This is a genomic window from Altericroceibacterium xinjiangense (assembly GCF_003958635.1).
Classification (GTDB): domain Bacteria; phylum Pseudomonadota; class Alphaproteobacteria; order Sphingomonadales; family Sphingomonadaceae; genus Altericroceibacterium_A; species Altericroceibacterium_A xinjiangense.
Genome location: NZ_RSEK01000003.1, coordinates 239133 through 261265, shown reverse-complemented (window position 1 = coordinate 261265; position 22133 = coordinate 239133). Strand labels below are relative to the sequence as shown.

Here is a 22133-nt window from a genome sequence, read left to right as displayed (position 1 = left end):
GCTTCAGCTGACTTCATCCCGTTTAACCTGCTGCCACAAGGCTTCCTGCTGATCCAGAGCAAGATCCGCCATCGGTCCTTCGGCCAAGGCTTCCATCGCGCGGTAACGCCGTTCGAACTTGCGGTTCGCCGCTCTGAGGGCCTCTTCTGGAGCGATGCCGTAGGCGCGGACCAGGTTCACTGCGGCAAACAGCAAGTCACCCGCTTCCTCCGCTTGTTTGTCACGCGACGCAGAAGCGAGTTCCTCCATCTCCTCACGCACCTTGTCCGCAGGGCCGCTCGGGTCCGGCCAGTCGAAACCCTCACGCGCGGCGCGCTTCTGCAGCTTTTCCGCCCGCATGAGAGCCGGAAGGGCAAGGGCCACGCCGTCCATCGCGCTCCTTTGGCCTTTTTCCTCCCGTTCGGCGGCTTTCAGTTCCTCCCATCGAGCGGGTGGGCCGTCCTCGAGCTGATCTCCGAACACGTGCGGATGCCGCGCGAACATCTTGTCGGAGATCGCTTGCGCAACATCTTCGAAGGTGAAAGTCCCGGCTTCCTCGGCTATCCGGGCGTGGAACACGACTTGCAGGAGCAGATCGCCAAGTTCGCCGCGCAAGTCCGCCATGTCGTCGCGCTGGATCGCGTCGGCAACTTCGTAGGCTTCCTCGATCGTGTACGGCGCGATTGTCGAAAAGGTCTGCGCGACGTCCCATTCGCATCCGTCCTGCGGATCGCGCAGGCGAGCCATGATCGACAAGAGGCGGTCAAGCTGGTCGGACATCAGGATTCACCTCGGGTCGAAAACATCGAACGACGATAATATGTATTATGTTAAACCAGCAGGCGATATCGATGACGTGTCAACGAGCCGTCTGGTCGAACACGTACGCTACGATTGCGAAAAGCACTGTCCACAGCACCGCGTACATGATCAGCTTGCGCGCATTCACACGCTGCTGCCGCATGGCTGCCACCCCGAGGACCAGAGCGCCTGCAAGCCAGATCAGCGAAGCCCACCCGCCGCCGATCACAGGATGATCTCCAGGCCGTCGAAACCGACTTCTGTGCCTTCAGGAATTTCTCGGGACAGCGTCATGTAGTCCATGCTCTTGTCGAGATGCGTCAGAACCGTCCGGCCTACGCGGCAGCGCATCGCCAGATCGAGCGCCATGCTGACATGCGCATGGCTTGGATGCGGATCGCGGCGCAAACAATCGCTGACCAGCAGATCGACCCCGCTAAACAGATCGACCATCTCGTTGGTGATCTCGCTGAAATCAGTCGCGTACCCGATTGATTTCCCGTCGGCGTCGAAGCGATACCCCGTGCTCTCGATCGGCCCATGCGGCATCTGGCAGGATCGCACCGAAAAGCCGGCAACGATCCTCATTCGGTCGAGGGTGTCGATCTGAACAATGGTGGGATAGCCGTACTGGCCGGAAAAGATGTAGCCGAACCGCTGCCGTAGCCTGCGGACTGTCTCCGATGCTGCAAAACCTGGCAACGGCGCACTTCGGCCATAACGCAACACCCGCAGGTCATCGATGCCGTGGCAGTGGTCCGCGTGATCGTGAGTCCAGAACACCGCATCCAGACGCTCGATCCGGTTGGAAAGCATCTGCTGCCGCAAATCGGGTGAGGTGTCGACCAGCAGCCGCTCGCCTCCGTTGCTCTCCACAATGATAGAGACGCGAGAGCGGCGATTCCTCGGTTCATCAGGGTCGCACTCACCCCAGTCATTGTCGATCCGCGGCACGCCAGTCGATGTGCCGGACCCCAGCATGACCAGCTTCATGCAGACGCCTTCGCGAACAGCGTGAAGAAGTTGCGCGTGGTCGTTTCTGCCAAACTGTCGACCGACTGTCCGCGGAGCTCCGCAACGAACTCAGCCGTGCTCCGGACATAGGCGGGCTCGCACGTTTTGCCGCGATACGGCACCGGCGCAAGGAACGGGCTATCGGTTTCCACCAGAAGCCGATCGTCCGGAATCTCTCGAGTAAATTCCTGCAGTTCCTTGGCGTTCTTGAAGGTAACTATGCCTGAAATCGAGACGGTTAGCCCCAGTTCAAGCATCTTTCGCCCGAACGCGGCCGAAGCGGTGAAGCAGTGAATCAGAGCCGGAAAAGCCCCCTTCCCCATTTCTTCCTCCAAGATCGATGCCGTCGCATCTTCCGCTTCACGCGTGTGGATGATCAAGGGAAGCCCGGTCGCCCGCGACGCTGCAATATGCACGCGAAACAGCGATTTCTGCACTTCACGATCGGACTTGTCGTAGAAGAAATCGAGCCCCGTCTCACCGATACCGATTACCTTGGGATGCTCCGAGGCTTTGAGCAGGGCCGCCTCGCCAAGATCCGCGTGACCGTCAGCCTCATGGGGATGGATGCCGACGCTGGCCCAAACATCCGGATTGTCGGCAGCGGTGCCGATCACCCGATCCCACTCGCTCCGGCGGGTGGAGATGTTGAGGAATCCCTTCACCCCCGCATCCCGCGCACGAGCAAGCACGGCTTGCTGCTCTTCGATCAACCCTTCGTACTCAAGGTGGCAGTGGCTATCAATCAGCATCAAGTCGCTTCCTCAGCCAATTCCAGCCGGGGAAAGACCGGCTTCGGGTTGTTCACCCGAATTGCCGCGGCGGTGAGATCCTCCGCAAGCGAGCCGAAGTCGCGTTCGTCCGCCGGAATGCACAAAGAGTCGAGGATTTGCGCGGAAGCAGTCGGAATTACTGGAGAGACAGCAACTGCCAGATCATGAATGCAGCTACACAAGGTTGCGAGCACCCGCTTCATCCGCTCCGGGTCGGTTTTGCGCAGTGCCCATGGCGCCTGCTCGTCCACATAGGCGTTGCAGGCGAATACCGCCTGCATCCAGGCTTCAAGACCTGCGGTGAAGGCAAGCTTTTCGAAAGCAGCGGGCAGTTCCTCCACGCACGCCTTGCGCACCTTGCAGAGCACGATTTCATCGGCTTCCTGCGGTGGCTCTGTAGCGGCAACCACCCCATCGCAATTCTTGGCGATGAAACTCATCACCCGCTGGGCAAGATTGCCGAAGCTGTTGGCGAGTTCCGAATTGGCCCGGTTGACGATGGCTTCGGCGGAATAGCTTCCATCCTGCCCAAAGGTGAACTCTCGCAGCAGGAAATAGCGCAGTACGTCGACGCCGTAACGCTCTGCGAGCTGGACCGGATCGGTGACGTTGCCCAGCGACTTACTTTCCTTCTGCCCTCGGTTGAGCAGGAAGCCATGGCCGAATATCTGCTCGGGAAGCTCTATGCCCGCGCTCATGAGAAAGGCGGGCCAGTAGACCGCGTGGAAGCGGACGATGTCCTTGCCGATCAGGTGCACGTCTGCAGGCCAGAACTTCGAGAAGTCTTCCGTCTTTTCCGGGTATCCGAGACCGGTGAGGTAATTCGTCAAGGCATCGACCCAGACGTACATAACGTGGCTCTCGGAATCCGGTACTCTTACACCCCAGTCGAGCGTGGTCCGGGAAACCGACAGATCGCGTAATCCCCCTTCGACAAACCGCACCACTTCATTGCGCCGCCCGTCAGGTCGGATGAAATCCGGATTTTCGCAATAGTGGGCGAGCAGCCTGTCCTGGTAAGCGGACAGGCGGAAGAACCAGCTTTCCTCCACCGTCCATTCGACCGGTGTTCCCTGAGGAGAGAGCTTCTCGCCGTCGTCGCCGTCGGTCAGCTCGCTTTCGTCATAGTAGGCCTCGTCCCGGACCGAGTACCACCCTTCGTATCGATCGAGATAAAGATCGCCGTTGTCTTTCATCGCCTGCCACAGGGCTTGGCTCGCGAGGTGGTGGGCTTCCTCGCTCGTTCGGAAGAACCGGTCATACGAAATGTTCAGAATGTCGAACAAAGCTTTGAAGTGGCCCGACATTTCGTCCGCCAGCTCTCGGGGAGTGATCCCGAGGTCGCGGGCCTTCTGCGCCATCTTCAGGCCGTGCTCGTCGGTTCCGGTCTGGAACCGGACTTCGCGGCCGCGAAGCCGCTGAAAGCGCGCTGTCACGTCGGCAGCAATGGTCTCATAGGCGTGCCCGATGTGGGGTTTGCCGTTGGGATAGTGGATCGCGGTCGTCAGATAAAAGGGCTCAGCCATGGGGCGTTTCCCTAGGCACGGCGAGTGACGCGAGCAAGGTCCCGATTTGCATCACGAGCAGGCCGGCATCGAAATTGAAGACAGGCGCCTGCGCGGCAAGGCGGTTGATCCGAGCGTAGGTCTCCGTCAACAGCGGAATTCGGTCGTGACGAGTGCTTTCCATCGTACCGACTACCACCGAACGGGCCAGCTCCATCGCCGCCATCTGCCGCTCCCGATCCGGTCGGGCGCCGATGACATCCGCGAGAGCACCGCGCCGCGCGAAGTCCCGGTCCCCTTCCCGCGCGATCTCTTCCATCAGCAGATGTATACGTCCAAGATCGAGCTCGACGAAGTCCAGCGCCGCACCGACAGAACCCGAAGAGGCTGTGATCGCAGCGCGCCGGCTTGCAACGTCGGCCTGAGGCGCATTTTGCCGAAGAACGCTGTCGATCTGTTCGGCACCGAGCGGGGAAAACCGCAAGGTTCGGCAGCGGGAGCGGATCGTCGGCAACAAACGGCCCGGGTTGTGCGAGATGAGCAGGAAGAACGTGCCGGCCGGCGGCTCTTCAAGACTTTTCAGCAACGCGTTTGAGGCATTCCTCTCCAGATCGTCGACTGGATCGATGATGATCGCGCGATGGCTGCCCAAGGTAGGTCGGGTTACGAGACGCTGCTGCACAGCGCGGACCTGATCGATCGTGATGTTCCGGCGTTTCTGGTACGGCTTGCCCTGCTCCCTTTTCTTCTCCTCGTCCGCGGAGGAAGGAAGGTGCGAAAGGACGAGAATGTCCGGGTGGTTCTCGGTCTGAAGTTCGCTCGTGATACCGACGAGTTCGCGCGCGGCTTCCAGAGCGAAACCCATCTTGCCAATCCCGCGTCGGCCGGTCAGCAACCACGCGTGGTGCATCCGCGGGCTTGAAAGCGCAGAGCGCCATTCGCGCGCCGCTTGCTCATGGCCGCTATAGCTCATGCAGCGTGCCTTATCAGCGGCATCAACGCCTGACATATACGATCGTGGACATTCTCCGGACTTCCATCGCCGGAGACGACGACAAAACGATGCGGCTCGGCGGCGGCAAATCGGCGGAAGTTTTCGGCCACCTTCCGGTGATAGGCCTCATCGCGGCCGCCGATCCGGTCGGTCGCACCCGCATCGCGCTTCGCCAGCCTTTCGGCCGCTGCGTCGGGATCGATCTCGATCAGAACGGTCATGTCCGGCAGCAGCCCGGAAGATCCGATCCGGTGAAGGCTCATTACAGCTTCGTCGTCCAGCCCGCCCTGGCCTCCCTGGTAGGCGCGGCTGGAATCGAGAAAGCGGTCGCTTATCACCCACTTTCCTTCGCTGAGCGCCGGCTGGATCAAGCGCGCGACGTGGTCGGAACGCGCGGCGGCGAACAGCAGTGCCTCAGCTTCGGGTCCCCACCCTTCCCCATTCGGATCGAGCAGCAGCGATCGTATCGCCTCCGCGCCCGGAGTACCGCCGGGCTCGCGGGTCAGCACAGCCTTCATACCTTTGTCCGACAGCGTTTGGACAAGCATCCTGGCCTGAGTGGACTTTCCCGCTCCCTCTCCCCCTTCCAGCGCGACAAAGCGACCTCGCGTCACGAGAACAGGCCGGTAATTCCGCGCTGCAGACGCTGCCAGAACCCCGCTTCCGTTACGCTCTCCGCCGCGAGCAGCGGCACATCGTAGGGCTGCGCACCGGCAACGGCCACGCGCAGTGTGCCAATCTCCTGACCTTTCGTGATCGGAGCTTCGACTGGCCCGCGATACCGCATCGTCAACGTCACATTCCCCAGCGAGGCGCCGGTGGGAACGCTCGCCCGGACTTCTTCCTTGACCAGCAATCCGACCCGCTCGCTTGCGCCCTCCTGCACCACGGCCTGCCCCACGTTCTGGTTCTTCGGAAGCAGCACGCGCGTGCCGAAGGCATCAAACCCCCAGCGCAACAAATCGCGTGACGTCTGGTCCCGGATGTAATGGTTGTCGGCCCCTGCTACGACGACCACGAGCCGGCGGCCGCCCCGCTCAGCGGAGCCAAGGAAGGTGTAGCCTGCCTCCCGCGTCCAGCCCGTCTTCATTCCATCGGCCCCTTCCACCACGCCGGTTACCGGATCGTGATTGGCCTGGGTGATGTTATTGTACGTCATCCCGTGGTTTCCGAAGTACCGGTGGTACAGTCCGGGATAGTCTTGCGTGAGCGCTCTTGCCAATCGGGCCAGATCGTTGGCGGAGGTATAGGTCTCGCCGCCATCGGGATAGCCATTGGGGCGCCCGAAGTGGCTGTCTCGCATGCCTAAGTCCGCTGCGTAGGCGTTCATCAGATCGAGCCAGCGATCCATGGAGCCGACGGAGTTTACCGCCAGCGCGACGGCTCCATCATTTGCCGAAACGGTCGTCACCCCAAGCAGCAGCTGGCCCATGCTGACCTTGTCTCCCGCTTTCAGGAACATGCTGGAACCCTTGCCCGACCACGCGTCTGCGAGTTCCTTGGTGATTACGACTTGCCTTGCCGGATCGATCTTTCCTTCGTCCATCAACCTGAACGCCGTGTAGACGCTCATCACCTTTGTCACCGAGGCGGGAATGAACCGGCGGTCAGGTTCCTTGGAGAACAAGGTCTGGCCGGAACTGAGATCGCGAAGCAGCGCCACCGGCAGATCGTCGGGAACAGGAGGCTGTTGCGATCCCAGAGTGGCTGCTCCCAACCCTGCAGGAACCGCTGCCGCCAACAACGCCGCGGCCACGTAAAATCGCGAGAAGTTCTTCACACCGGCCCCACCGCCGGAACGCAAGTTCCGGCGCCTTCATACGCATTGTCAGATTCGCCCCCACTGTAGCTTCCACCTCGCAGGATGGCGAGAAAGCTTGCAGCTTACCGCGCAATCTCGTCCGAAAGCAGTCCCACGCTCATCGCGTAGTAGTTCGAGCAGTTGTACTCGAGGATCACGCGGTAGTTCTGGGTCAGCAGATATCCGGGAGCCGCCGGGCCGTCCGGCTCAAACAGCGCTACCATGGCATCATCCGCAATGGGCGCCCGGGGGATCACGCCAAGCTGCTTCCATTCGCGAACGGTCATCCAGCGGCTGTGCCGCACGTGCACGCGCGGGCACACCGGAGCGTTCACGCTGGATTCCAGTGCAGCACGGTTCACGCTGTTGGGAACATACGCGCGCACAGCCCACGGCTGGCCGGGGCGCCATCCGGCATCCCGGAAATAATTCGCAATCGAGTTCAGCGTATCGGCCTCACTGTTCCAGATGTCGGCCGCGCCGTCGCCATCGCCGTCCACGGCCAGCCGCAGATAGACGCTGGGCAGGAACTGCGGATTGCCGAATGCGCCTGCCCAACTGCCGACCAGTTGAGAACGCGGGACACCCCGATCGGCGATTTTCAGCAGATCGATCAACTCCCGCTCAAACAATTCGCGGCGCCGCCCCTCCCAAGCCAGCGTCGCGAGGGAGCGAGCAAGGTCGAAGTTGCCCTTGTAGGAGCCGTAGTTGGTCTCGTGACCCCAGATCGCCAGAAGGACTTCCGGCGGAACGCCGTACCGGCGCTGCACTTCGGCGGCGAGCGGCTGAACTTGATTGTACATGCGCCGACCAGCCGCAATCCGGGACGCCGTGTTGTGCGTTTCGAGATAGGGGGCCATCGGCGGGAAGCCGCGGTTCGATCCCGTCGACGGAGCATTGTCGCTGTCGAGCGCCATGACCCGCTCATTGGGAGTCAGGCCGGAGAGCATGCGCTCGATCGTACTCTCGCTCACACCCTCGCTGCGGGCCTTCGCGGCGACTTGCTCAAGATAGGTGCTGAAGGGTGCCCGTTGCGCGGAAACCGGCGTGTTCGCGACGGAGAGAGCGACGGCAGCAGACAAGAGGCGGGCAAGGATAGGGAAACGAAATCGCATTCCCCACCCTTGCATGCCGTGAACGCGCTGAAAATCCCTCAACCGCACCCATGCGGCGAATGGAAGGGTCAGCGCGCCGGAATTGACCGACTCACCCTCCCACCCTGGGGTGAATGTCTGGGTTGCGCTGCAGCATCTCGGCAAAGGGCGAGAAGCCGCAGTTATCCTGGTCACCGCAATTGGTGACTGTGTGGATATAGCGGATCTTCCCGTTTTCAATCCGGAACAAGTGGCTGTCCGGCCGGGCATTCTCGCCCATCTTCAGAAAAACGCCAACGCTTCCGAGCTCCGGATCTACGACGTAGGAGCGATCAGCCATCTCCACGTTTTCCGGTACCCCGACGTTGCAAGAGTCCTGAGCCGTTCCCTTGGCGGTGTAGGCGCTGCCTTCCAGCCGGGCGCAGGGCGTTCCCCAAGGCACCTGTACGGTCTTGTCGCTGAACAGGTCCAGGTACGCGTCGGCGGCTGCGATCAGTTCCTTGCGCGTGTTGCGCTGCGCTTCCGGGATAGGTTCCCAGTTTTCGGCCTTGGTATATTCCAGCGTCTTGGCGGCATCGAACAGCCAGTCACCCTTGTCTGTGATGATGGTGTTGATCCGGCCTACGCTGGTGCCGCGCACATCCAGTTGAGTAGCCAAAACGTACGGATGATCGGGGTTGGTAACGATCATCTCAATGAAGCTGCGGCAGGCGGTGGTGTCGTAGTGAACCCGATACCAGTCGATAGTCTGCGGCTTGCGCAGGATACCGCTGAGCATCGATGCAGGCCTGTTGTTCTCGTTGTAATCGAGCCATTCGCCAAGCGGCAGAAGGGTCGTGTCGCCGGTTCGCTGGGCTTCCAAAAACTTGTCGGTCACGGCCTGCAGCGCTTCCGGAGCGCAGGTGCCGCCACTGAATTGCGCAGCCGCCGGGCTGGCAAGCCCAAGCGCAGTCAGCGCCCCCACGGCCAATGCAACGCTTTTCACAATCCCTGTCATGTTCAGACCCTCTCCTAGTCCGCTGAACGGCTCCAATAACTGCGGGTTGCCGGAGACCATCTGATGGATGGTCATGGCCCCTCCCCTGCACGCCCTTTGGCGCCTGTCTTTTCCTATCCTGACAAGCGGAGTGAGTCACGTGGTGACAAGACTGTGTTTCGGCGCTAGCCGACATGCCACGGACAGGTGGCCGAGTGGTTTAAGGCAGCGGTCTTGAAAACCGCCGTGGGTGCAAGCCCACCGTGGGTTCGAATCCCACCCTGTCCGCCATCATTTGCTATCCCGGATCGGGCCGGGATCGATCTTTCCGCTTGTCTTGGCGACTTTCTTGTCTGGCATTTTCTTGTCAGGCAGGGCGATGCCGGCGCGGTCCTGTCTGACGGCTTTGGGATAGTCTTCCGGGCTGACGGAGGATTGCTTGCGAGTCGCGTTGTAGAGGACGCTGTTCTCGCTTTCGTTGTCGCTATCGAGGTCGATCGGCTTGTCGTTGGCCACGCGTTTTCTCCTTTGAAGAGGCAACGCGCGGACAACGACAAGATTTCCCGGTCCTAGATATGAATTACCCGGCCGTGGGCGGCGAGCACGCTTTCGTGCATCGCTTCCGACAACGTGGGGTGGGCGAAGATGGTGTTCATCAGTTCCGCCTCAGTGGTTTCCAGCGTCTTGCCGACGACGTAGCCCTGGATCAATTCGGTCACTTCCGGACCGATCATGTGCGCGCCGAGCAATTCGCCGGTCTTCGCGTCGAACACGGTCTTGATGAAGCCTTCCGGCTCCCCCAGTGCGATCGCCTTGCCGTTGCCGATGAACGGGAAGGTGCCGACCTTCACGTCGTAGCCGCTTTCCTTTGCTCTCGCTTCCGTCATCCCGACGCTGGCGATCTGCGGGTGGCAGTATGTGCAGCCCGGAATGTTCTGCCGGTCGAGCGGGTGCGGGTGCACGTCCTTGTTGCCCAGCTCCTGCGCGATCGATTCGGCCGCGGTCACGCCTTCGTGGCTGGCCTTATGCGCCAGCCACGGCCCCGGCACGCAGTCGCCGATGGCCCACAGCCCCTTGACGCCGGTGCGCCCGTAATTATCGATCTGGATAAACCCGCGGTCCAGCTTCACGCCCAGCTTTTCAAGGCCGACGTTTTCCGTGTTCGGCTGGATCCCGATGGCCACGATCACGTGGCTGTAATCGCTAGCCACGACCTTGCCGTCCTTGCCCTTGATCTTGGGGGAGACGCCGCTGGCCTTCACGTCCATGCTTTCCAGCGAAGCGCCGGTCAGGATCTTCATGCCTTGCCTGGTGAGCGACTTTTCGAGCGCGGCGGAGACGTCCTTGTCTTCCACCGGAACGATGCGGTCGAGCATCTCAACCACGGTAACTTCCGCGCCCATGTCATTGTAGAAGCTGGCGAACTCGATCCCGATGGCGCCCGATCCGATCACCAGCAACTTGCTGGGCATTTCGGACGGGGTCATCGCGTGGCGATAGGTCCACACCCGCTTGCCGTCCGCCGGGGCAAAGGGGAGATCCCGCGCCCGCGCGCCGGTGGCGACGATGATGTGCTTGGCTTTCAGGGTCTCGGTACCCTTTTCGCCTTTCACTTCCAGCGTGGTGGCGTCCTTGAGCGATCCGGTGCCCATGTGGACGGCAATCTTGTTCTTCTTCATCAGCCCGGTGACGCCGCTGTTAAGCTGCTTCGCCACGCCGCGGCTGCGCTTCACGACCGCATCAAGATCGGCCTCTATCTCCTTGGCGGCCAAGCCATAATCCTTGGCGTGCTTCATCAGGTGGAACACCTCGCCTGAACGGAGGAGCGCCTTGGTTGGGATGCAGCCCCAGTTGAGGCAAATGCCGCCGAGCAGTTCCCGCTCAACAATCGCGGTCTTGAGGCCCAGCTGCGCGCAGCGGATCGCCGCGACATATCCGCCGGGGCCGGAACCGAGAACGATCACGTCATAGCTGTCTGCCACTTGCCTGCTCCTAAGCTTCAACCCGGCCCAACATCGCGGGGCCGCCCGTTTTCATCAATCGCGACGAAAGTGAACACGGCCTGCGTCACCTTGGCCGCTTCTTCGCCTTCACGCGGCCGGCGCCACGCCTCGACCGCGATGGTCATGCTGGTGCGGCCGACTTTCTCGATCTCACAATAGACCGAAACTTCATCGCCCACCTTCACCGGCTCGTGGAATTGCATCCCGTCCATGGCCACGGTGACAGCCCTGCCCGTGGAGCGCCGCGCCGCGACGAGGCCCGCACCGGAATCCATCAGGCTCATCAACCAACCACCGAAGATATCGCCATAGGCGTTCGCGTCGGCCGGCATGGCCGTGACGCGAATTGCGGGATCCCTTTTTTCGGTCATCGGCAGTTTCCCCCGCTTCTGAGGTTGACATAACTGACACTCGCCCCTGCTCGTGTCATTCTGATATTCTCATTTCCGATCAACCGGTTAGCGTCGGCTGAGTGACGGAATCGTGCCACCAGGAAATTAAAATGTTCTTTCGCCCCGGTGACATAAACGTGCGCCGCACTCCGCCCAGTCCGGTGCCGCACACGAAGATACGACTCGGTCTGGCGGGGTTGGAAGCTCATCAGGCGCAGCGAGGCACGAACCGGGGCGGTAGGACAGCCTTCAGGCCACCAGCCCCAGCGGATTTTCGCACAGCTCCTTGAATACCTTCATCAGCTGCGCCCCATCGGCGCCGTCGATTGCGCGGTGATCGAAGCTGCCGGTTGCGCTCATCACCGTAGCGATCTGCAGTGCGTCATCGACCACGTAGGGACGCTTTTCGCCCGCGCCGATTGCCATGATCATCGCCTGCGGCGGGTTGATCACCGCTTCGAACTGCTTGATCCCGAACATGCCCATGTTCGACAAGCTGGCGGTGCCGCCCTGATATTCGGACGGCTGCAGCTTGCCTTCGCGGGCCCGGGTGGCAAGGTCCTTCATCTCGGTGGAGATGGCGGAGATGGCCTTCGCTCCGGCGTCCGCCACGATCGGCGTAATCAGGCCGCCTTCGATCGACACCGCAACCGAGATGTCGGCGCGGCTGAACTTCAGCAGCTGGTCGCCCGCGAACTGGACGTTGCACTGCGGCACGGCGACCAGTGCCTTGGCCAACGCCTTGATCAGCATGTCGTTGACCGACAGCTTGACCCCTTGCGCTTCCAGAGCCTTGTTGAGATCGCTCCGCAACTTGAGCAGCGCGTCCAGCCGGATATCGACCGTGAGGTAGATGTGCGGCACTTGCTGCTTGGACTCGGTAAGGCGCCGCGCAATCGTCTTGCGCATGCCGGACAGCTTTTCGACTTCGTGCGGAATGCCGAAGTCCTGCGCCTGAACGGGCGCGGCTGCCGGTGCTGCGGAAGGAGCCGGAGCGGGCGCTGCGGCTGCCGGAGCGGCGGTCGCCTGCGCGCCTTCTACGTCAGCCTTGACGATCCGCCCGTTGGGGCCGCTGCCCTTCACGCTCGAAAGGTCGAGGCCCTTTTGTGCGGCGATCCGCTTGGCCAGCGGGGACGCGATTACACGGTCTCCCGATGCTGCCGGGGCCGGGCTTGAGCTTGGCGCAGGAGCGGAAGCGGCGGTCAGCGTTGCAGCCTGGGCGCTCGGCTCGTCTTTCGGTGCAGGCGCGGGGGCCGCGTCTGCGCTGGCCGGTTTCACCGAAGCCGGATCTTCCCCTTCTTCGGCAAGGGTGGCGATCACGGTGCCCACTTTCACGCCTTCGCTGCCTTCCGGCACGGCGATGTCGGCGATCACGCCTTCATCGACCGCTTCGAATTCCATCGTCGCCTTGTCGGTTTCGATTTCCGCCATGATGTCGCCGGCGGAAACCGTATCGCCGACCTTGACCAGCCATTTGGCGAGCGTTCCCTCCTCCATGGTCGGGGAAAGGGCGGGCATCTTGATGGCAATGGGCATGGTGAGTGCGCGTGTCCTGTCTGGCGAATTTCCCTTGATCGGTCTGTGGCCAATTTACCGCCCCCGGGCAAGGTGCCTTGCGCGTTTTGTCCATTCGTCGGATACCGCGCGGCAGGGGGAGTAGAACGATGCGCGTCTATCTGGTCGTGGTCGACGAAACGGCTGAAGCACTGGTCGCGCTGCGCTTTGCCGCGCGGCGCGCAGCCGATACCGGCGGCGCGGTTCACATCGTGGCACTCGTCCCCCGTCAGGATTTCAATGCCTTTGCCGGCGTGCAGGCCACGATCGAGGCCGAAGCCCGCGACCGGGCCGAAGTGCTCGCCACCAGCGCCGCGGGTGCGCTGATGAGCGAAATGGGCCGAATGCCGCAGATCGCCGTACGGGTCGGCGACGGGGAAGCGGTGATTCGGGACTATCTCGCCGAACACCCGGAAGTCGCAGCCCTGGTGCTCGGCGCGGCCAGCGGGGGCAACCCCGGCCCGCTGGTGACGCACTTCTCCGCCCATGCCGGGAACCTGCCCTGCCCGGTCTTCCTGATCCCCGGCGGCTTGACCGAGGATGAGATCGACCGGCTGAGCTGAACGTCTAGCGCTTGCGGCCCTGGTGCCGGATGTTGCCGGGGCGGCCGCGCTTGCCTTGCAGCGGCTTTTTGCCCGCAGGTTTCCCGTCGCTGCGCCGTTTCTTCGTTTCCGGTCGCCGGCCGCGCGGTTCGACCGCGCCTTCGTTGTCCGGAAGCTCAAACTTCAGCGCCCCGGTCAGCGGGTTGGCTTCCGCCAGCCGCAATTCCAGCATATCGCCCTGACCGAACCGCTCGCCCGTATTTTCGCCAACCAGGGCGCGGGCGGCCTCGTCATAGCGGAAGTAATCGTTGCCGAGCGTGGAGACCGGGACCAGCCCGTCCCCGCCGAGGCCGACAATGGTGGCGAAGAAGCCGAAGCTCTGCACGCCGGTGATCCGGGTGGGGAAGACCTCGCCCACACGGGCGGAGAGCCAGGCCGCGACGTAGCGATCGATGGTATCGCGTTCCGCCTCCATCGCGCGCCGTTCGGTCACGCTGATCGCGTCGCTGACCTTGGACAAGTCCGCCCGGTCCTTTTCCGACAAGCCGGAGGATGCCGGCAGACGGTCCTTGGGCTTCGGTTGTTCAAGATCGAACGCGTCCACCAGCGCGCGGTGGATCAGCAAGTCGGCGTACCGCCGGATCGGGGACGTGAAATGGGCATAGCTGCCGAGCGCGAGGCCGAAGTGGCCGGCGTTCTGCGGACCGTAATAGGCCTGCGTCTGACTGCGCAGCACGGCTTCCATCACCAGCGCCTTTTCGGCCGGATCGGACACGTCCTTGATCATCCGGTTGAACAAGCTGGGCGTGATGACTTGCCCCAGCGCCAGCTTGCGGCCGAACGTTTCAAGGTAGTCCTTGAGCGCGATCAGCTTCTCCCGGCTCGGCGTCTCGTGAACGCGGTAGACGACCGGGGCGACTTTGCTTTCCAGCGCTTTGGCCGCGGCGACGTTGGCGGCGATCATGAAATCCTCGACCACGCGGTGGGCATCGAGCCGTTCGCGTACCGCGACTTCGGTGATGCGGCCTTCCTCGTCCAGCATGACGCGACGTTCGGGCAGTTCCAGTTCCAGCGGATCGCGGTTCTCGCGCGCCTGGTACAGCAGCTTCCACGCGGCCCAGAGGTTCTGGAGGTTTTCCGCCGCCTCGCCGCTATCGATCCGGGCTTGCGCGTCTTCATAGGCGATGACTTCGGAAATCCGGACAAGCGCGCGAGTGAAGCGCCAGTCGCTCACCTTCCCTTGCGGGGAAATCCGCATGTGGCAGACCATGGAGGCGCGGTCCTCGCCTTCGCGCAGGGAGCAGACGTTCGCGCTCAGCACTTCGGGCAGCATCGGCACGACACGATCCGGGAAATAGACCGAGTTGCCGCGCTTGCGGGCCTCGCGGTCCAGATCGCCGCCGGGGCGGACGTAGAACGATACGTCGGCAATCGCGACGATGGCGTTGAAGCCGCCCTCACCATCCGGTTCGGCCCAGATCGCGTCATCGTGATCGCGCGCGTCGGCCGGGTCGATCGCGACGATCGGCAGCGCGCGCAGGTCCTCTCGGCGGTCTTCGCTCAGCGGCAGTTTGGCGGCGGTTTCGGCTTCCTCCAGCGTTTCGGGCTGGAAGGTGTGCGGGATGCCGAACTTGTGGATTGCGATCAGGCTGTAGGACTTGGGGGCGAGCGGATCGCCGAGCACTTCCGTGACCTTCACGCCGGCGCGGGGCGACTTGCCCACCGGTTCCGCAAGCACGAGCTGGCCAGCTTCCGCGCCGCCGAGATCGGCAATCGCGCTGGAATCGCGCACTCGCTTGTCCACCGGGGCGAGCCACGGCTTGCCCGAACCGTCGAATTCCACCACACCCAGCATCGCTTCCAGGCGGTTGGGGAGTTTCTTCATCGGGTGGGCCCGCCAGCCGCTGCCGGTTTCTTCCGTCCGCGCAAGCACGCGGTCGCCCTTGCGCAGCGCTGGGCTTTTCTTGTGTTCGACCAGCCGCAGGCGCGGCGGCGGGGTAGCGTCATCCGGCGACCAGGTGTCGGGGATGGCGATTGCCTCTCCATCCTCGATATCGACCACGCGCAGTACAGTGACCTTCGGCACGCCGCCCATGCGGTGATAGGCAGTACGCTTGCCGTCGATCAGGCCTTCTTCGGCCATGTCCTTCAGCACGTGCTTCAGGGCGATCTTTTCCTGACCCTTCAGCCCGAAGGCCTTTGCGATTTCACGCTTGCCTGCGGGCGTATCGGAGCCCTGGATGAATTCGAGTATCTCGGCCTTCGTCGGAAGACCGCGGGAGTGCTTATCAGCCATGCCCCTTATATGGGCGAGGTGTCAGCGCTTTTCCAGCGGGTGGAAGCCGCCGCCCGGCACAGCGCTGGCAACCGGACTTTCCGCCCCCTGTGCCGATACCGAGCTGACGCCGAGAATCCAGTCGTCCCCGCGCAGGCCTTCCAGCCGCAGCGCGGCCTGATCCGTTCGGGCGATGGGCTCGGCTTCCCAGGCGGGCTGGTCGGTCCGGCGGCGCCAGACGTTGTAGCGCGCCGCGCCGGGCACCGGGTCCCACCGGATATCGGTGAAGGTCTGCACCGCGGCTTCGGCCACCGGCGAAGGCGGCAGCGGCGCGCGGGCCAGCGCGTCGAGCGCCCGCACGTTCAGCCGCGTGACGTTGGCCAGGTACGGGAAGTCCATTTCCTCGATCGTATCGCCGTAGGTGACGCCGTCCTCCACCCGCAGGTCCTGGTGCTGGTGTTCGTAGTCCTCCACCGCAACGGTGAAGCGGACGGCGGGGAAGCCGTGTTCGAGGAACGGAATCTGGTCCCCGCCGCGTCCCATGCGGTCCGTGCGCCAGATCTGCCGCACGTCCAGCGCGCCGGCTTCCTGCGCGGCGAGCCCGGCGATGTAGCGGGACAAGTTGCGGCCGGGACTGTCGTTCTCACCCCCGTTGCGCCGCATCGCGGCCCTGTCCTTGTCCCCGGCATCGGCCCGCGGGCCTTCGGAAAACACGCGGACATTCTGCGCATCGCAGAAACCGTCCGACCCGCACGATCCGCCGACGATATCGTTGTTGAGCACTGCCTTGACTGTCCAGCCTTGCTGCTTCGCATAATTTGCCAGCAGCTTCCCGCCGTAGAGCCCCTGCTCTTCCCCGGTCAGCAGGGCGTAGACGATGGTCGAGGGATAGGTGTTCTTGCTCAGCACCCGGGCCGCCTCAACCGCCAGCGCGGTGCCGGAGGCGTCGTCGTTCGCGCCCGGCGCATCGCTGACGGCGTCCATTACGTCCGAAGCGCGGCTATCGATGTGGCCCTGAACGATCACGACTTCGTTCGGCCGTTCCGTGCCGCGCTGGATTGCGACCACATCGATCAGGCGGACAGGTTCGGGAATGCGGTCCCCGGACACGGTGGTTTCCGGCAGCACCACTTCCAGGCAGTTGCCGCATTCCTGGCTGATCTTGCGGAACTCGTTCTCGCCCCAGGTCCACGCCGCGCCGATCCCGCGGCGCGGGTTATCCTGTTCCGACAAGGTATGCCGCGTCCCGAAGGAAACGAGCGTTTCCACGTCCTGCCGCAGGCGCTGTTCGGAAACGCTTGCGGCTGCAACGGATGCAGCCCCGGCAGCGGCAGGCGGAGCCGAAGCGGTCCGCGTGGTCTGCGCGGCGGCGGCGGACGAGACCGCAAGCAGCGCGGCCGATATCAGGAGCTTATGCATGGCTCCTTGTTACCGCTGAAACCATCGGGGGCAAGTCCTTACGATCAATAGGCGCGGGCGACGTAGATCCGTTCAACCGCCGGCTCCCCGGTGAACAGGCAAGCGCCATCCACGGGCGCTGCGTCCATCGGCACGTTGCGGAACGTCAGCTTCAGCGCCTTGAGGCGTTCGACCACTGAATCCAGCGCTGCGCCGGTCGGCTTTGCCCACTGGACTTCCGCCCAGCCGGGGTAGCGCTTGTCGGCGCTGAAGAAGTCGGCCAGCTTCTCGAAGCTGTCGATCCCACGCACGATGTTCGCTTCGCGCCGGGCGCGCGCTTCCTCGAACAAGCTGGTCTGGATGTCCTGCAGCAAGCCGGGGATCTGCGAAGCCGCCTCATCCCGCAAAGGCGTGGCAAAGGCAGGCTTGGCGTCCTCACCCCACAAGCGGTCCCGCCGCAGCAGGCTGACCTTGCCGTTTTCCATGTCCCGCGTGCCGACTTCGATGATCACCGGCGCGCCTTTGCGCACCCAGTCCCACCGCTTGGCCGCGGCCTTGCCGGGCTTGAGGTCAAGCAGCACGCGCACCGATTCGCCCAGCGCGTAGGTGCCAGCGACGGCATCGCGCAGTTGCTCGCAATAAGCGATCAGCGGCGCATCGCCGTCATTGTCCCGCAGCATCGGCAGGATCACGACCTGGAACGGCGCGACGGCGGGCGGCACGCGCAGCCCGTCATCATCGCCATGCGTCATGATGATCCCGCCGACCATGCGGGTGGACAAGCCCCAGCTAGTGGTGTGGCAATGCTGCTGCCCGCCTTCGCGGTCCTGGAACCGGATGTTCGCCGCTTCGGCAAAGCTCGTGCCGAGGTAGTGAGAGGTGCCCGCCTGCAGCGCCTTGCCGTCCTGCATCATCGCCTCGATCGACCAGGTTTCCCGGGCTCCGGGGAAGCGCTCATTCTCGGGCTTTTCGCCCGCGATCACCGGCAGCGACAGGTTTTCCTCCGCAAACGCGCGGTACATCTCCAGCGCGCGCATCGTTTCCCGCTTCGCGTCTTCGCGGCTTTCGTGCGCGGTGTGGCCTTCCTGCCAGAGGAATTCGCTGGTTCGCAGGAACATGCGCGTTCGCATTTCCCAGCGCACCACGTTGGCCCACTGGTTCAGCAGCAACGGCAGGTCGCGCCAGCTCTGGACCCAGCGGCTCATCGCGTCGCCGATGATCGTTTCCGAGGTCGGGCGCACGATCAGCGGTTCTTCCAGCTTGGCTTCGGGATCGGGGATCAGCCCGCCCTTGCCGTCCGCAATCAGCCGGTGATGGGTGACGACCGCCATTTCCTTGGCAAAGCCTTCGACGTGCTCCGCCTCCCGCACGAAATTGCTCAGCGGGATGAACAGCGGGAAGTAGGCATTCTGCACGCCGGCCGCCTTGATCCGATCGTCCAGCAGGCGCTGCATCCGTTCCCAGATGCCCCAGCCCCATGGCTTGATCACCATGCAGCCGCGCACGCCGGATTCCTCCGCCATGTCGGCAGCGGAGATCACTTCCTGGTACCAGGCGGCGAAATCGTCTTCGCGCCGGGTGGAAAGGGCGTGGCGAATGGCAGGCTTGGACACGGCGCAGATCTCGAATCAACTGGAGGAGCAAGGGCGCCGGATGGCCCGGCGCGGGCTATTTGCCAAGCTTATCCAGCTTTTTCTGCATTTCCGCCATTTGTGCGCGCAGTGCGTCGATTTCATACTGCATCTGCGGCTCCGACGTGTCCGACTTCGGTTCGGCCACCCGGTTCTGGCCCGGAATGAAGGCCTGCGCCGCGGCGTTGAACATCGCCATGTTGGTTTCCGTCAGCTTGGCGACCGTTTCGGTTCCCATGCTGGCGCGGATGCTGTCCTGCATCTTCTTCTGGTTGGCCCGGAAGTTGTCCATCGAGGCTTCGAGGTAGTGCGGGATCAGCGACTGCATCGAGTTGCCGTACATCGAGATAAGCTGCCGCAGGAAGCTGATCGGCAGCATCTGTTCCCCGCTTGCTTCCTCTTCCATGATGATCTGGGTGAGGATGCCGTGGGTGATGTCGGTGCCGCTCTTGGCGTCGAGCACCTGAAAATCGACTCCGTTGCGCGTCATCCGCGCGAGATCGTCCAGCGTGATGTAGCTGGAGCTCTGGGTGTTGTAGAGCCGCCGGTTGGCGTATTTCTTGATGATGACGGGGTTCTGCCCCGCTTCGTCCTTATCGGCCATCGGCGTTCCTCCACCTGCGAATAAATTGTACTTAGCACCTGCAACATGTGCGGTGCAATGAAGATACCTGTGGACGGCGACGTCCCTCGCCTGAAATTCCACACGGCTTGAGTGTGCCTAACGGGAAAACCTGTGGCCAAGCGTGGTCAGCAGTTCATACTGGGACAGTCCGCTGCGCGCGGCTGCTTCCGGCAGATGCCAAGGGATTTCCACCCAATCTCCTTCCCGCAGGTGCGGCGCCTGAGAGAGATCGATAACGGCCATGTCCATCGACACGCGGCCAAGCAGCGGCAAGTCCGCTTCCCCTGCCCGCAGCACGCCCTTGCCCGACCAGCACCGCAGGAACCCGTCGGCATACCCGATCGAGACGATCCCGGCGCGCACGGGCCGGTCGGCGGTGAAGGTGGCGTTGTAACCGATCGTCTCTCCCGGTTGCACGGTGCGCACTTGCAGGATGGCCGCTTCGGGCGTGACCACCTGGCGGATACTTCCCGCCAGTTCGCCGCGCGGCACCCCGCCGTACAGCGCAAGGCCTGGCCGGGTGAGGTCAAACGCGTAATCCTTGCCCAGCGCGATACCGGCGCTGTTGGCGAGGCTGCGCTCCTTTGCAGAGACGGCGGCGAAGGCCTGCGTGGCACGGGAAAGCTGGAGGGGGTTGAGCGCGCTGTCCTCATCCGCCGAAGCAAGATGCGACAGCGCGGTTTCGATTTCCAGCCGGCCTGCCAGCGGGTCGCCCAGTTCCTCCGGTCGCACGCCGAGGCGGTTCATCCCGGTGTCGATCATCAGGTCGCACGGGCCGCCGCCACACTCGATCCAGACCTTTGCCTGGTGCAGGCTGTTGATGACCGGCCGAACGCCGAGGGCGCGGGCGTAGGCCGAATCCTGCGCATTTGCGGGTCCGTGAAGGACCGAGATCCGGCTTGCGGGAACGTGGTCCAGCAACTCGCCCACCTCGCCCCAATGGGCCACGAAGAAGTCGTTCGCGCCCGCGTCGCGCAGAACCGGGATAACCTTTGCCGCCGAGAGGCCATAGGCATCGGCCTTCACCGCCGCGCCGGCACGGGCAGAGCCGGACAGGCGATCAAGCGTACGCCAGTTGCTTGCAAGCGCCTCTTCGTCGATCCGCAGCCGCAGCGTGGGAGGCGGTGCGTCAGGCCGGTGCATCGTCAACATCCTTCGCGGCGAACTCCCGTGGCGGCCCCCCGGCAAGGCCCCAGGCGCTGACCAGCAGCGCGATGGCGACGATCACCCACGTGTACCAGAGCCCCGCGTAAGCGTTGCCGCTGCGGGCGACGATGTAGCTGGAAATCAGCGGCAGGAACCCGCCGAGATAACCTGCGCCTATGTGATAGGGAATGGACATGGAACTGTAGCGGATCTTCGGCGGGAACATCTCGGTCAGCAGCGCCGCGACGGTGCCGTAGTTCATCGCCGACAGCATGCCGAGGCCTAGCAGGGCAGCAACGATCCCGAGGATGCGCGGCAGCGAGGGAGTGACGTCGGCGAAGGAGTATCCTGCACCCGTCAGCGCCTGTTCCAGCTGGCCCCGGCGCGCGGCGGCATCGTTCCAGTTCCAGCTATCGAGCGGGAGGGGATCGGATCCGATGTTGACCGCCAGCGCCCCGCCTTCGGACAAGGTATAGGGCACCCCGGCTGCGGTCAGATCTTCCAGCAGCTTGCCGCAGCGGGTGGTCTGCGCGCTGGCGAACGGATCATACCGGCAATCCGGCCCGGTCACGGTAACCGGCGCGTTCCGCGCAGCTTCCTGCAACCCCGGATTGGCGAAGCTGCCGATCATCCAGAACAGCGGGAACAGCAGGACCAGCGCCAGCGCGTTGCCCCAGACGATCGGCTTCTTGCGGCCGATCCGGTCGGAAATCCGGCCCCACAGGATATAGAACGCCATTGCGATCAATCCCGCGACACCGAGGATGATCTCGGCCGTCGTGTCGTCCACCCGCATCGGACCCTTGAGGAACGACAGGCTGGAGAAGAACGCGGTGTACCACAGTGTCGTCAGCCCGGCGGTGACACCGAACAAGGCGACGAAGATCCGCTTCTTGTTGCCGGGATAAGTGAAGCTTTCGACAAACGGGTTCTTCGCCGTTTCCCCGGCTTCCTTCATGGCCTGGAACACCGGGCTTTCCGACAGCTTGAGCCGCATCCACAGCGACACGCCGAGCAGGACGATGCTCAGCAGGAACGGCACGCGCCAGCCCCAGGCGACGAATTCCTCCGCCGGGATCACCGATCGGCAGGCGAGCACCACCGCAATCGACAGCACAAATCCGCCGACGACGCTCGCCTGGATAAAGCTGGAGTAGAACCCCCGCTTGTCGGGCGGGGCATGTTCGGAAACGTATATCGCCGCCCCGCCGTATTCGCCGCCAAGCGCAAGGCCCTGCGCAATGCGCAGCAGGATCACGATCACGGGTGCCACCAGTCCGATAGAGGCAGCGCTGGGTACAAGGCCCACGCCCGCCGTCGCGACACCCATGAGGGTGACGGTGACGAGGAAGGTGTACTTGCGCCCCAGCTTGTCCCCCAGAAAGCCAAACAGGATTGCGCCGAGCGGGCGGAAGCCGAACCCGACGGCAAATCCGGCCCAGACGAGCAGCAATTGCAGCGTTTCGTTGTCCGCCGGGAAGAACGCGTTGCCGATCAGCGCGGCAAGCGTGCCGTAGATGAAAAAATCGTACCACTCGAACACCGTCCCGGCCGACGATGCCGCGATCACGAGCCGGATGTCGGACGCGCTGGGCCGGTGGGCCACGGGCTGGGCTGTGCTGGCCATAAT

At 63.4% G+C, this 22133-nt stretch carries 21 protein-coding genes and 1 tRNA gene; 2 read left to right on the top strand and 20 right to left on the bottom strand.

Features of this window, described 5'->3' with window-relative positions:
- Window positions 1-3: 3 nt before the first annotated feature.
- The 10 genes from mazG to ELY13_RS05175 all read right to left on the bottom strand — a co-directional run bounded on the left by mazG (window position 4) and on the right by ELY13_RS05175 (window position 9033).
- On the bottom strand, window positions 4-759 hold the full coding sequence (gene mazG / locus ELY13_RS05215) for a nucleoside triphosphate pyrophosphohydrolase (protein ID WP_126172829.1): 756 nt from the start codon (window positions 757-759) through the stop codon (window positions 4-6).
- Window positions 760-838: 79 nt separating this feature from the next.
- Window positions 839-1009 carry a hypothetical protein gene (locus ELY13_RS15160; protein WP_206435982.1) on the bottom strand — a complete coding sequence of 57 codons (171 nt, stop codon included), beginning with the start codon at window positions 1007-1009 and terminating at the stop codon, window positions 839-841.
- Window positions 1006-1773 (bottom strand): MBL fold metallo-hydrolase, encoded by a 768-nt coding sequence (locus tag ELY13_RS05210; protein ID WP_126172828.1) that lies wholly within the window; start codon window positions 1771-1773, stop codon window positions 1006-1008. The genes ELY13_RS15160 and ELY13_RS05210 overlap by 4 nt, the downstream gene beginning before the upstream one ends.
- Window positions 1770-2546 carry a TatD family hydrolase gene (locus ELY13_RS05205; protein WP_126172827.1) on the bottom strand — a complete coding sequence of 259 codons (777 nt, stop codon included), beginning with the start codon at window positions 2544-2546 and terminating at the stop codon, window positions 1770-1772. The genes ELY13_RS05210 and ELY13_RS05205 overlap by 4 nt, the downstream gene beginning before the upstream one ends.
- On the bottom strand, window positions 2546-4093 hold the full coding sequence (gene metG / locus ELY13_RS05200; protein ID WP_126172826.1) for a methionine--tRNA ligase: 1548 nt from the start codon (window positions 4091-4093) through the stop codon (window positions 2546-2548). Before metG ends, ELY13_RS05205 begins: the two co-directional genes overlap by 1 nt.
- Window positions 4086-5045: a DNA polymerase III subunit delta' gene (locus ELY13_RS05195; RefSeq protein ID WP_126172825.1), complete on the bottom strand. Its 960-nt coding sequence runs from the start codon at window positions 5043-5045 to the stop codon at window positions 4086-4088. The genes metG and ELY13_RS05195 overlap by 8 nt, the downstream gene beginning before the upstream one ends.
- Window positions 5042-5680 carry a dTMP kinase gene (gene tmk, locus ELY13_RS05190; RefSeq protein WP_126172824.1) on the bottom strand — a complete coding sequence of 213 codons (639 nt, stop codon included), beginning with the start codon at window positions 5678-5680 and terminating at the stop codon, window positions 5042-5044. The genes ELY13_RS05195 and tmk overlap by 4 nt, the downstream gene beginning before the upstream one ends.
- On the bottom strand, window positions 5677-6729 hold the full coding sequence (locus tag ELY13_RS05185; protein ID WP_241233547.1) for a D-alanyl-D-alanine carboxypeptidase family protein: 1053 nt from the start codon (window positions 6727-6729) through the stop codon (window positions 5677-5679). The genes tmk and ELY13_RS05185 overlap by 4 nt, the downstream gene beginning before the upstream one ends.
- 221 nt (window positions 6730-6950) lie before the next feature.
- Entirely contained in the window at window positions 6951-7982 is a 1032-nt protein-coding gene (locus ELY13_RS05180; protein WP_126172823.1) for a lytic murein transglycosylase, read from the bottom strand.
- Window positions 7983-8073: 91 nt separating this feature from the next.
- Window positions 8074-9033: a DUF8021 domain-containing protein gene (locus tag ELY13_RS05175; RefSeq protein ID WP_126172822.1), complete on the bottom strand. Its 960-nt coding sequence runs from the start codon at window positions 9031-9033 to the stop codon at window positions 8074-8076.
- 105 nt (window positions 9034-9138) lie between these two features.
- Here ELY13_RS05175 and ELY13_RS05170 point away from each other — a divergent pair.
- Window positions 9139-9228 (top strand) — tRNA-Ser (locus ELY13_RS05170).
- Here ELY13_RS05170 and ELY13_RS05165 read toward each other — a convergent pair.
- The 4 genes from ELY13_RS05165 to ELY13_RS05150 form a co-directional block, all read right to left on the bottom strand.
- Complete coding sequence (locus ELY13_RS05165; RefSeq protein WP_126172821.1) at window positions 9229-9453, bottom strand: hypothetical protein; 225 nt, start codon at window positions 9451-9453, stop codon at window positions 9229-9231. It abuts the tRNA gene before it with no gap.
- Between the two features lie 53 nt (window positions 9454-9506).
- Window positions 9507-10919: a dihydrolipoyl dehydrogenase gene (lpdA, locus tag ELY13_RS05160; RefSeq protein ID WP_126172820.1), complete on the bottom strand. Its 1413-nt coding sequence runs from the start codon at window positions 10917-10919 to the stop codon at window positions 9507-9509.
- Between the two features lie 17 nt (window positions 10920-10936).
- Window positions 10937-11311: an acyl-CoA thioesterase gene (locus ELY13_RS05155; RefSeq protein WP_126172819.1), complete on the bottom strand. Its 375-nt coding sequence runs from the start codon at window positions 11309-11311 to the stop codon at window positions 10937-10939.
- A 270-nt stretch (window positions 11312-11581) separates the two neighbouring features.
- Window positions 11582-12868: a pyruvate dehydrogenase complex dihydrolipoamide acetyltransferase gene (locus ELY13_RS05150; RefSeq protein WP_126172818.1), complete on the bottom strand. Its 1287-nt coding sequence runs from the start codon at window positions 12866-12868 to the stop codon at window positions 11582-11584.
- A gap of 128 nt (window positions 12869-12996) precedes the next feature.
- On the opposite strand from ELY13_RS05150, the gene ELY13_RS05145 reads away from it, so the two are divergent.
- Window positions 12997-13449, top strand: coding sequence for a universal stress protein (locus tag ELY13_RS05145; RefSeq protein WP_126172817.1), 453 nt, complete (start codon window positions 12997-12999; stop codon window positions 13447-13449).
- Between the two features lie 4 nt (window positions 13450-13453).
- Here the strand turns inward: ELY13_RS05145 and rnr are convergent, their stop codons facing one another.
- The 6 genes from rnr to ELY13_RS05115 form a co-directional block, all read right to left on the bottom strand.
- Window positions 13454-15724, bottom strand: a complete 2271-nt coding sequence (rnr, locus tag ELY13_RS05140) for a ribonuclease R (RefSeq protein WP_126172816.1) — start codon at window positions 15722-15724, stop codon at window positions 13454-13456.
- A 21-nt stretch (window positions 15725-15745) separates the two neighbouring features.
- Window positions 15746-17122 carry a M28 family peptidase gene (locus ELY13_RS05135; protein WP_126172815.1) on the bottom strand — a complete coding sequence of 459 codons (1377 nt, stop codon included), beginning with the start codon at window positions 17120-17122 and terminating at the stop codon, window positions 15746-15748.
- A gap of 44 nt (window positions 17123-17166) precedes the next feature.
- On the bottom strand, window positions 17167-18714 hold the full coding sequence (locus tag ELY13_RS05130; RefSeq protein ID WP_126172814.1) for an aminoacyl--tRNA ligase-related protein: 1548 nt from the start codon (window positions 18712-18714) through the stop codon (window positions 17167-17169).
- Between the two features lie 55 nt (window positions 18715-18769).
- On the bottom strand, window positions 18770-19336 hold the full coding sequence (gene phaR, locus ELY13_RS05125) for a polyhydroxyalkanoate synthesis repressor PhaR (protein ID WP_126172813.1): 567 nt from the start codon (window positions 19334-19336) through the stop codon (window positions 18770-18772).
- A 117-nt stretch (window positions 19337-19453) separates the two neighbouring features.
- Window positions 19454-20500, bottom strand: a complete 1047-nt coding sequence (gene alr / locus ELY13_RS05120; RefSeq protein WP_420897417.1) for an alanine racemase — start codon at window positions 20498-20500, stop codon at window positions 19454-19456.
- Window positions 20487-22130, bottom strand: a complete 1644-nt coding sequence (locus ELY13_RS05115; RefSeq protein WP_126172811.1) for an MFS transporter — start codon at window positions 22128-22130, stop codon at window positions 20487-20489. Before ELY13_RS05115 ends, alr begins: the two co-directional genes overlap by 14 nt.
- Between the last annotated feature and the right edge of the window lie 3 nt (window positions 22131-22133).